Annotated in this window: 3 protein-coding genes and 2 tRNA genes; 2 read left to right on the top strand and 3 right to left on the bottom strand. The window is 37.0% G+C overall.

Annotated features, from left to right (window positions below):
• Positions 1 to 8 precede the first annotated feature (8 nt).
• The 3 genes from P8M54_RS08605 to proS all read right to left on the bottom strand — a co-directional run bounded on the left by P8M54_RS08605 (position 9) and on the right by proS (position 1,753).
• Positions 9 to 80 (bottom strand) — tRNA-Glu (locus P8M54_RS08605).
• A gap of 45 nt (positions 81 to 125) precedes the next feature.
• Positions 126 to 197: transfer RNA gene (locus P8M54_RS08600), tRNA-Glu, on the bottom strand.
• A 77-nt stretch (positions 198 to 274) separates the two neighbouring features.
• Positions 275 to 1,753: a proline--tRNA ligase gene (proS, locus tag P8M54_RS08595; RefSeq protein ID WP_300287245.1), complete on the bottom strand. Its 1,479-nt coding sequence runs from the start codon at positions 1,751 to 1,753 to the stop codon at positions 275 to 277.
• Between the two features lie 101 nt (positions 1,754 to 1,854).
• On the opposite strand from proS, the gene P8M54_RS08590 reads away from it, so the two are divergent.
• Both P8M54_RS08590 and P8M54_RS08585 read left to right on the top strand, forming a co-directional pair.
• A complete protein-coding gene (locus P8M54_RS08590; protein WP_300287243.1) occupies positions 1,855 to 2,865 on the top strand; it encodes a hypothetical protein in 1,011 nt (336 codons plus the stop codon).
• A gap of 39 nt (positions 2,866 to 2,904) precedes the next feature.
• A partial coding sequence (locus tag P8M54_RS08585) for an outer membrane protein transport protein (protein ID WP_300287241.1) occupies positions 2,905 to 4,319 on the top strand: 1,415 nt, incomplete at its 3' end.

Genomic DNA, 4,319 nt, shown 5'->3' with positions numbered 1-4,319 from the left:
TGAAGTAGTAGCCCGTAGCGGAATCGAACCGCTCTTACATGGATGAAAACCATGCGTCCTAACCGATAGACGAACGGGCCAGTTTCCTTTTAAAGTTAAGGAACACTGCAGTACAATAAAAATAGTAGCCCGTAGCGGAATCGAACCGCTCTTACATGGATGAAAACCATGCGTCCTAACCGATAGACGAACGGGCCCTGCTTCTGTATTGCGGATGCAAAAATACAACTATTTTCGAGAAGTGCAATACCTAAACTAAAAAAAATAAAAAAATTTAATAAGCCTTAGCAAACAATACTCTCTTCGTAGATTTAGCACCTGTAAGCACACAAGTCCCCTCCTCTTCTTTCGTGTCTAAAGGAATACAACGAATGGTAGCCTTAGTCAAATCTTTTATCTTCTCTTCTGTAGCTGCTGTTCCATCCCAGTGCGCGGAAACAAAACCACCTTTATTATTTAAAACTTCTTTAAATTCTTCAAAATTAGCAACCTCAGTTATATGTGTATTTCTATATTCCAATGCTTTATTAAACAAATCATTCTGAATTTGTTCTAACAGCTCTTTGATATAGGTTGCTATACCTTCTTTAGGCTTAACTTCTTTCGTTAACGTATCTCTTCTCGCTACTTCAAAAGTTCCGTTTTCTAAATCTTTAGGACCTACAGCTATACGAACCGGCACTCCTTTCAATTCCCATTCGGCAAATTTAAATCCTGGCTTCTGAGTTGTACGATCATCAAATTTCACGGTGACATTTAATTTTCTCAAATCCGCTGTTAAATTTGAAACCGCTGCTGCAATCTCAGACAATTGCTCATCTGTCTTGTATATAGGAACAATTACAACCTGTATTGGCGCTAAATTAGGTGGCAATACCAATCCTTGATCATCTGAATGCGTCATTACTAAAGCACCCATTAAACGAGTTGAAACTCCCCAAGAAGTTCCCCACACATATTCCTGTTTTCCTTCGGCATTAGCAAACTTAACATCAAATGCTTTAGCAAAATTTTGACCTAAGAAGTGCGAAGTTCCTGCTTGCAGTGCTTTTCCGTCTTGCATCAATGCTTCGATACAATAAGTCTCTTCTGCTCCAGCAAAACGCTCCGTTTCGGTTTTTAACCCCTTAACAACAGGAATTGCCATGAAGTTTTGAGCAAAATCAGCATAAACGTTCATCATTTTCTCAGACTCCTCAACAGCTTCGACTCTAGTAGCATGAGCAGTGTGCCCTTCCTGCCATAAAAATTCTGCAGTACGCAAAAACAAACGTGTTCTCATTTCCCAGCGAACCACATTTGCCCATTGATTAATAAGTAATGGTAAATCCCTGTAAGATTGTACCCATCCTTTATAGGTAGACCAAATGATAGCCTCACTGGTAGGTCGAACAATTAGCTCTTCTTCTAATTTAGCATTAGGATCCACCATTAATTTCCCTGGCTTGTCTGGATCGTTCTTTAATCTGTAATGTGTTACAATAGCACATTCTTTTGCAAATCCCTCTGCATTTTTTTCTTCTGGTTCAAACATACTTTTCGGAACAATAAGAGGGAAATAAGCATTTTGATGACCTGTTTCTTTAAACATTCTATCTAACTCAGCTTGCATTTTTTCCCAAATAGCGTAACCATAAGGTTTGATCACCATACAGCCTCTAACTCCTGAATTTTCGGCTAGATCAGCCTTAACAACCAGTTCGTTATACCATTTTGAATAATCTTCGGATCGGGTAGTAAGGTTTTTACTCATAATGAATAGTTTGGCACAAATTTTGTTTTAATTATTTTAATTAAATAGTTTCGCAAAACTAACTATTTTTGTAATGTGCAACAATAAAAAAAGAAATAGATATGAAAACAAATAATTTTTCATCCAGAAAAACAGCTCTTTTTAGCGTAATCGTAGTTTTAAGTGTTTTGATGGTGTCTTGTGGATCCTATCAAAATAGTTCCTATTATGGAGACGGAATATATGGAGACACTGCAAACCCAAACCAGCAGAGGCAGCGAGTAGACAACACGGACAATCGATACGAAAACTATTTTAGTTCTTTACAGAAAGACAATCAGTCTGTAGAGATTTTTACCGATATAGACTCTTATAACGATTACCAAAATCCTAATGATGCTGGACAAAACAGCGGAAACTATGGTGGATGGGGATCAAATTACACACTAACTGATATCAATGTTTACTCAAACAACTTCGGTAACAATTGGGGATGGGGACCTGGCTATAATAGCTGGAGAAACCCTTATCTTTTTGATGGTTTTGGATATAATCTCCCGTACTTAGATGGTAGATTCGGATGGCTAGATCCTTACTATGGTGCAGGTTATAACTGGAACTCTTCTTTTGGACTCGGTTTCAATGGATTTGGTTATGGAATATTTAGACTGAACAGTCCCTTCTACGGATATAATAGTTATTACGGAAATCCATTTTACGGAACTTATAGAGATGATCTCCATAGATACGGAAATCAAATATATAGTAGAAATTACTCAAATAATGCAGGAAGAAGAGGGTCTGTGAATTACAATTCAAATATAGATAGAAATATCAATTCTAGAAGTAGTAATACACAAATTAACAGAACTTACAGCGGGAGAAGCAACAGTAACTATTCGAGAAACGGATCATTTAATCCTGGAACAAGAACTAATAGCCCTATTTTTAGAAGAGGAGGATCCGATAACCAAAATTCAAGTACGCAAGGAAGGTCAAGTAATACAAGATCAGAAAGATCATACACGCCATCTTCAAATAGCGGAAGATCATCAGGAGGTGACTTTGGTGGAGGAAGATCATCGGGCGGATCTAGCAGCGGAAGATCATCTGGTGGAAGAGGTGGTAGATAAGTGACTCCCCCATTTTTAAATATCTAAATTCAACTTACAATGAAAAAAAATATATCCCTTGCCTTCTTACTAGCGCTAACTTGCGGTGTAGTTCAGTCGCAAGAAATTAAAGATGCTTTAAGGTACTCCCAAGATAATACTACGGGAACAGCGCGATTTAGAGCTATGAGTGGCGCATTTGGCGCACTAGGTGGTGATCTATCAGCTATTGGAATAAATCCTGCTGGATCTTCTATATTTGTCAATAACCAAGTGGGGTTTACAGTAAGCAATTCGGTTAAAAAAAATGATTCTAATTATTTTGGAACGAACACTACTGAAAAAGACAACTCATTAGAATTGAATCAGGCTGGCGGCGTATTTGTATTTAATAGTCAAAATCCTGATAGTAATTGGAAAAAAATTGCAATAGGACTGAACTTTGAAAACACTAATAATTTCAATAACTCTCTTTTTTCAGCAGGTACAAACCCTACAAGATCAGTTGGTAATTATTTTTTGAGCTATGCTAATACGGGAAATAACGGAGCACCCGTTCCGCAAGAGTTCGTAAATACAGAACCTGGTGAATCTATTGGCAGCTTATATTCGTTTTTGGGAACTAATTTACCTAACAACCAATTTCCGCAATTAAATGGCTTTGCCGCACAACAAGCTATGCTAGGATATCAAGGATATGTTATCAATGCAGTAAATAGTAACAATAATAACTCCCCTTACACTTCTAACGTTGCTGCAGGAGGGAATTATTATCAGGAGAATACAGTAGTTAATTCAGGATACAGTGGTAAATTATCTTTTAATGGGTCCACCTCATACAAAGATAAATTATACATAGGTTTAAACTTAAACTCTCATTTTATCGACCTGAGACAATCGAGCGTTTTTTATGAGGAAAATACGAATCCCCTTGATGCCAATTACAAAGTTACTAGATTGCAATTTAATAATGATTTGTATACCTACGGAAGTGGATTTTCATTTCAATTAGGTGCTATTGCAAAAGTAAACAAAGAACTTCGAGCGGGTCTAACCTACGAGTCCTCAACTTGGTATAGAGTAAATGATGAGTTATCACAAAGACTAATTGCTGTAAGTACCAACAATGCAGGATCATTGCCATCAGATGTTGTTGACCCTAATTACACTAATATATACGCTCCTTACAAACTGCAAACACCTAGTAAAGTAACAGGTAGTTTAGCCTATGTTTTTGGGAAAGTAGGTTTGTTAAGTGTTGATTATGCAGTAAAAGACTATTCTAATACTAAATTCAAGCCTAATAGTGACCCTTATTTTAAGAGTTTGAATACGCAAATGAGCAACTCACTTCAAAATACGGCAGAATTGCGAATTGGAGCCGAATATAAAATTGAGCGTTTAAGTCTGCGCGGAGGTTATAGATACGAACAAAGCCCATACAAAAACAATACTACAATAGGTGATTTGACAGG

It is taken from the genome of Flavobacterium sp. (genome assembly GCF_029242675.1).
Taxonomy (GTDB): Bacteria; Bacteroidota; Bacteroidia; order Flavobacteriales; family Flavobacteriaceae; genus Flavobacterium.
This window is presented reverse-complemented; position numbering and strand designations above follow the sequence as displayed.